The following is a 6,025-nucleotide window of genomic DNA, read 5'->3' on the forward strand; positions in this document are numbered from 1 at the left end:
CGACGGCGACGGCGAGCAGCGGGATGCCCTCGCCATAGCGACCGCCCTGGAGCAGGCTGACCGCGACAGGCAGGCACAACAGCTGCACGACGACGACCGGCGAGCGTGCCCACCACCGCCTGGCCAGCAGTGCCCGTCCGAGCAGGCAGAGCCCCACGGCGGCGACGACGGCGAACAGACCACCAAGCTCCGCCCGGCCGCGGTCGTCGGTGTCCGCGCCGAATCCGCGGACGATCAGGAACACGCCGAGACCGCCGAGCAGGAGTCCTTCGCCACCGAGTAGCGCCACAGCGGCGGGCAGGGCCGGTGGGGTATGCACGGCGTCCCGCAGACGATCGCGGCGTAGGTCGGTCCTCACAGGCACATCCCGACAGTACGTGGCCGCGCGGACCATGGTGAAGGTCACGTCCCACGAGGGGTCAAGCCGGTCGCAAGGATTACGAGCGACCTTGCAAAGTCCCACCGGCTACCGTGGACATCATGCGCGCGCTGTTGGTCGTAAACCCCATTGCAACGGCGACGACCCAGCGTATTCGTGACGTTCTGGTCAGTGCACTTGCCGCTGACCTCAGCGTGGACGTCGTCATGACCAAGGGCCGCGGCCACGCCGCCGAGCTCGCTGAGCGCGCCGCCGACAACGGCCTCGACCTGGTTGTCGCGCTCGGCGGCGACGGAACGGTCAACGAGATCGCTAACGGCCTCCTGCGGTCGGGACCGGCGCCCGGTGCTCCCGCCCTCGCGGTGGTGCCCGGCGGGAGCACCAACGTCTTCGCCCGTGCACTGGGCTACTCGCCGTCCCCGGTGGAAGCGACCGGAGAGCTTCTGGAGGCGCTCCGGGACGGTCGCAGCCGCCGGATCGGGCTCGGGCACGCAACCTTCACCAGTTCGTCGGGCATCAGCCAGTCACGCTGGTTCACCTTCTGCGCAGGCTTCGGTCTGGACGCGGCAGTCGTCGAGCAGGTCGAGCGCAAACGGGTACACGGCCGCCGCAACACCCCCGGGCTCTACCTCCGCTCCGCACTCGGCCGGTTCATCCGCAACACCGGACGACGCTGTCCCCCGATCACCGTCACCACGGGCGAGCTGGGCGAGCTGGGGACGGCAGAGACGGCAGAGACGGCACAGGCAGCGGCAGATGTCCGGAGCGCGAGCCTGCCAGACGATCCGGGCCACCCCGATCCGGTACCGGAACACGTGCTGGCGGCCGTGGTCTGCAACACGACGCCATGGACCTATCTCAACGCCCGCCCGGTGCGTGCCTGCCCGGACGCGTCCTTCGACAGCGGGCTGGACCTTGTCGGCCTGCGTCGACTGACGGTGATGACGACAACCCGTAGCATCCTGCAGATGCTGCACGGCTCCCGGGGACCTCAGGGCCGCGATGTTCTTGCCCTGCACGACCAGGCGCGGATCACGCTGACGGCCGCGCAGGCGATCCCGTTGCAGCTGGACGGCGAGTACCTCGGGCCGCACACGGAACTGACGGTCAGCTCCACGCCCAGGGCCCTGCGCGTCATCGTCTGAGTGTGCGGACAAGCTCCGCTGGATCGTCGCAGATCACCGCATCCACGCCGGCGTCGCGCAACTGCTCGGCGTCGGCCACCGAGGCAACCGTCCACGTCGCCAGACCCACTCCAGCCGCCCGGGCCCGTTCGGGCATCGCCGCCGAACCGAGTACGGACGAGACGTGAGCGTGCAGCTCCTGGTGTCCCGCCGACCGCACATAGGCGATGCCGCCGGCCACCGACATTCGCGGCATGGTCAGGAAGGCCGTGTTCACGGCGATCTCGGCGTCGCGTACCGCCTCGATCGCGAACCAGTCGAACGACGAGACGGTCACGGCCGCCGGGGCCTGCGGGACGGCGCCGGAGACCCGGCCGAACCCGCGAGCTCGCAGAAGGTCGATCAGGGTCCGGGCGGTCTCCTCCCGCGGGGCGTCGAAGTCCGGCTGACCCGGCTGGTTCTTGACCTCGAGGATGATCCGGCCGCGGCCGTCCCAGACGTCAAGGACGTCGGTCAGGGTGGGCACACCGAGATGGCTCAGTTCGCGGGTGGTTCGACGGATCACAGCACGGCCGGTCAGCCGGCCCGGTATCCGGGCGTCATGGACACACACCAGATCGCCGTCGGCGCTGCGCCGTACATCCACTTCGATACCATCGGCACCGGCCCGCAACGCGGCGTCCACTGCTTCAACGGTGTTCTCCGGGCCGGGAGTCCGGCTACCGCGATGACCAAGAACCTGCATGAGCCAACGATGCCATCACGGCCATGACCGCCATCGGCAGGGACCTCCCGCCGGGCGCTCTAAGCGCCAAACCCGTGGGCGACGACAGCCAAGGCCAATCCGGCATGTTCTCCAGATCCCCCGGACATGTGAGTTCACTGGGTCGGCGGTGCTGGGAGAGTCTGTCTGTCAACGTCGTTCGACCAACCGCAAGGCGTGGTCCACCTGTGTCTCGACGGGACAGGTGCAGGCAGGAAGAGGTGCGAAGCCACTTCCAGGTTCTTGCGCGCATGGCAGTTGCGGTGGGAGGGTGGCGAATGTCCGAGGTGGATGGACCACGTACACCTCGGGCTCACGCGCGAGGGTGCAGGCGGTCGAAAGATCGAGAATCCGCACGGATCCGACATCCGAATGATTGTCGGGAAGTGCGGCGCAACCGTAGCGGCTCGCAAAGCGTCTCACGTGCAGTGTGGCCCGAGACGAGAGAGGGAGTTGTACGCATGGACTGGCGCCATAGAGCGCTCTGCCGTGACGAGGATCCCGAGCTCTTCTTCCCGATCGGTACAACCGGTCCGGCTGAACGCCAGGTCGAAGAAGCAAAGGCCGTCTGCAGGCGGTGTGCTGTAACAAGTGATTGCTTGAGCTGGGCACTTGACACCGGGCAAGATTCCGGGGTTTGGGGCGGTTTGAGCGAGGATGAACGCCGTGCACTCAAACGCACTGCGCGCACCCGAGTTCGCACCGCCTGATTACCCACCACCACCAACCCGGCACAAGCTAGACGACGACGTCCCAAGTGGCCCGGAAGTGACGCATCGGCCCCAGGGATGTTGCCGCGTGCCTTGATGCCATTCCCGTCCGTATTCGTGCAGTCTGCGAACGGAACTATCGACACCCGCTGTACAGGGGTCGAGACAGCAGGACATGGGGGGCCAGAACGGGGTGGGACGGCGCCAGGCACGGTGGTGCTGTACCCACCTCGACGGTCCTCGTAACGTAGATCTTCAAAAAAATTTTCACGGTGGCAACGGGATGGACAACAGGGCCTCCGTACCACGCTCCGGTCCGGCCTGGAGCCGGATCGCTCCCTGCATCTCACCGAGCACGAGTTGGCGGACGATCTGGAGGCCCAACCTGGGCGAGTGCTCCAGCTGGAAATCGTCGGGCAACCCCGCGCCGTCATCGGCAACCACCACGTCCAGTCGGTCGACACCACGATGGACGCGGAGTTCGATCGTGCCGGCCGAACCATCGAACGCATGTTCGACAGCATTCTGCAGAAGCTCGGAAAGCACAAGCGCCAGCGGCGTGGCGAGTTCGCCGGGCAACCGGCCGAACGATCCCTTGCGGGTCGTGTTCGCGCGCGTTCCGGTCGAGGCAAGATCAACAGTGACCGACGTGATCTGATCGGCGATCTCGTCAAAGGGCACCGACTCACCGAGACTCTGCGACAGCGTCTCGTGGACCACGGCGATCGATGTCACCCGGCGCACCGACTCGCGCAACGCCAGCCGTGCCTCATCCGCCTTGGTCCGACGCATCTGCAGGCGTAGCAGAGCCGCGACCGTCTGCAGGTTGTTCTTCACCCGATGATGGATCTCCCGGATGGTCGCGTCCTTGCTGAGCAGTTGTGCCTCGCGACGCCGAAGATCGGAAACATCGCGGACCAGGACGAGCACCTCCCGGGTGGCCCCTGGGAACAGCGGGATCGCGCGCAACAGCACCACCGTGCTGGCGACCGCCAGTTCCACCTCGACCGGCCGGCGGCGACCGATCGCGTGCCACACGGCCGGGGTGGTCGCCGGCAGGCTCAGCGTCCGGTGTACCGACCGCAGGTCCTCACCGGTGACGTTGCCGGTGTATCCGAGGCGGCGGTAGGCCGACAGCGCGTTCGGGCTGGCGAAGATGACCTTTCCCGAACCATCCAGGCGGAGCATCCCGTCACCGACCCGAGGCGCTTCGGGCAGCTCGGCCGTACTTCCCCGGAACGGGAAGGCCCCTTGTGCGACCATCAGCGCCAGGTTGTTCGCGCACTGCAGGTAGGCTGATTCCAGGGCGCTGGGTGTGCGAGTGGTGGCCAGGTTCGTATCCCGCGCCAGTACCGCGATCACCCGGTCGGAGTGCAGAACCGGGATCGCCTCGGTCCGGACCGGCACGCCGCCGTCCCACTCCGGCTCGCCCTCGCGGGCGATCCGGCGTTCCCGCCACGAGTTCTGCACCACCCATCTGTTAATCACAACGCTGCCGACCTCGTCGTTGTGATACGCCGTCGGCCCGGTGGTCGGCCGCACCTGCGCGACCACCAGAAACTCAGCTCCTGGACCGGACCCGCCACGGGCCACCACGGCCCGACTGGGAACCAGCAGCAACAGGTCCGCGAAGGACAGATCGGCCAGTAGGGCCCAGTCCGCCACCAGGGCATGAAGATGATCGATGTCATCCGCGCCGAGATCGGTGCTCTCGCGCAGAAGGTCCGCCAGCGTTCCCACGCAAGGCAGACTGCCAGACGCGGTGCCACCGCCGGAGCCCCGGCCGTATATCGGTGCCACGTCGAACACCTGATCCCTCGTCAGCTCATGCAGGTCGACCATAGGCTTCCGTTGTGCATCCCCTCGCAGGTCACCCCGCACACGACCCGCTCGCATGGCTGGCCGGCCATGCCCGGCAGCGGGAGGAGGCCGGCCTGCGGCGCACTGTGAATCCGCGCACACCCGCCGCCTGGGCCGCCGGCGACCCACCCCGCCAGCTGGACCTGGCCGGCAACGACTACCTGGGGCTGTCGCGTCATCCCGACGTGGTCGACGGTGGGGTGCGGGCGCTTCGAACCTGGGGCGCGGGCTCCACCGGAAGCCGGCTGGTGACCGGAACGACGACCTTGCACGGTGACCTGGAGGACGCTCTCGCCGCCCATACCGGCTTCGCCGCCGCGCTGGTCTTCGCCACCGGATACGCGGCCAACCTGGGCGTTCTCACCGCGCTGACCGGTCCGGACGACCTGATCGTCTCCGATGAGCGCAATCATGCGTCGCTGGTGGACGCCTGCCGGCTCTCCCGGGCACGAGTAGTGATCGTCCCGCACACCGACGTCGATGCCGTCGACACGGCACTGGCCGGGCAGCCGTGGCGCAACGCCGTCGTCGTCACCGACTCGGTGTTCTCCGCCGATGGCGACCTTGCGCCGCTACCGGCGCTACACGCCGTCGCCCGGGCCCACGGCGCGCTGCTGCTCGTCGACGACGCGCACGGTCTCGGCGTCGTCGGCCCGGGCGGCCGGGGAGCGCTCGCGGACGTCGGACTGGCCGGCGAGCCGGATGTGGTGGCCACCGTGACGCTGTCCAAGGCCCTGGGCAGCCAGGGTGGAGCGGTGCTCGGCCCGGCAGCGGTCCGTGCGCATCTGATCGACACCGCCCGCACGTTCATTTTCGACACCGGACTCGCCCCGGCCTGCGCCGGCTCCGCGCTGGCGGCGCTCGAGCTGCTGGCCGCCACTCCCGCACTCGCCGACGACGTGCGACGGCGGGCCAGCCAGCTCGCCGCGCTCACGGCCGCGCCCCAGCCGGCCGGAGCGGTGGTATCGGTCATCCTGGGTGAACCCGCACGCGCGGTGGAGGCGGCGGCGGTCTGCCGGGCGCACGGTGTGGCGGTCGGCTGTTTTCGTCCCCCGACCGTGCCACCGGGGACGAGCCGGCTGCGGATCGCGGCCCGCGCCGACCTCACCGACTCCGACCTGGCCCACGCCGCGACCGCCTTCGCCACCGCTCTGGGCACACCGGCCCCGGGTGCGCTGACTCCAGGTGC

Annotated in this window: 5 protein-coding genes and 1 pseudogene; 3 read left to right on the top strand and 3 right to left on the bottom strand. The window is 68.8% G+C overall.

Features of this window, described 5'->3' with window-relative positions:
• Positions 1-358 (bottom strand): annotated as a pseudogene (locus tag U9980_RS03465) (hypothetical protein); the annotation flags it as partial.
• 122 nt (positions 359-480) lie between these two features.
• Between U9980_RS03465 and U9980_RS03470 the strand changes: the two are divergent.
• Positions 481-1,524, top strand: a complete 1,044-nt coding sequence (locus U9980_RS03470; RefSeq protein WP_322766648.1) for a diacylglycerol/lipid kinase family protein — start codon at positions 481-483, stop codon at positions 1,522-1,524.
• On the opposite strand, the gene U9980_RS03475 is transcribed toward U9980_RS03470, so the two are convergent.
• The gene (locus U9980_RS03475; RefSeq protein ID WP_322766649.1) at positions 1,514-2,248 is read right to left on the bottom strand and encodes a glycerophosphodiester phosphodiesterase; all 735 of its coding nucleotides are present in this window, start codon (positions 2,246-2,248) and stop codon (positions 1,514-1,516) included. The two genes, U9980_RS03470 and U9980_RS03475, sit on opposite strands and share 11 nt — an antisense overlap.
• Positions 2,249-2,727: 479 nt before the next feature.
• On the opposite strand from U9980_RS03475, the gene U9980_RS03480 reads away from it, so the two are divergent.
• Positions 2,728-2,976 carry a WhiB family transcriptional regulator gene (locus U9980_RS03480; RefSeq protein WP_239310115.1) on the top strand — a complete coding sequence of 83 codons (249 nt, stop codon included), beginning with the start codon at positions 2,728-2,730 and terminating at the stop codon, positions 2,974-2,976.
• A gap of 267 nt (positions 2,977-3,243) precedes the next feature.
• Here U9980_RS03480 and U9980_RS03485 read toward each other — a convergent pair whose 3' ends face one another.
• The gene (locus U9980_RS03485) at positions 3,244-4,716 is read right to left on the bottom strand and encodes a sensor histidine kinase (protein WP_322766658.1); all 1,473 of its coding nucleotides are present in this window, start codon (positions 4,714-4,716) and stop codon (positions 3,244-3,246) included.
• 113 nt (positions 4,717-4,829) lie between these two features.
• On the opposite strand from U9980_RS03485, the gene U9980_RS03490 reads away from it, so the two are divergent.
• Positions 4,830-6,025: 8-amino-7-oxononanoate synthase (locus tag U9980_RS03490; protein WP_322766650.1), on the top strand; the 1,196-nt coding region annotated here is incomplete at its 3' end.

The sequence above is a fragment of the Protofrankia sp. Cr1 genome, from assembly GCF_963555865.1.
Classification (GTDB): domain Bacteria; phylum Actinomycetota; class Actinomycetes; order Frankiales; family Frankiaceae; genus Protofrankia.

Bases quoted from the DNA above. Each gene is read 5' to 3' on its own strand.
- U9980_RS03470 (WP_322766648.1), top strand. From the start codon at position 481: ATGCGCGCGCTGTTGGTCGTAAACCCCATTGCAACGGCGACGACCCAG.
- U9980_RS03475 (WP_322766649.1), bottom strand. From the start codon at position 2,248: ATGCAGGTTCTTGGTCATCGCGGTAGCCGGACTCCCGGCCCGGAGAAC.
- U9980_RS03480 (WP_239310115.1), top strand. From the start codon at position 2,728: ATGGACTGGCGCCATAGAGCGCTCTGCCGTGACGAGGATCCCGAGCTC.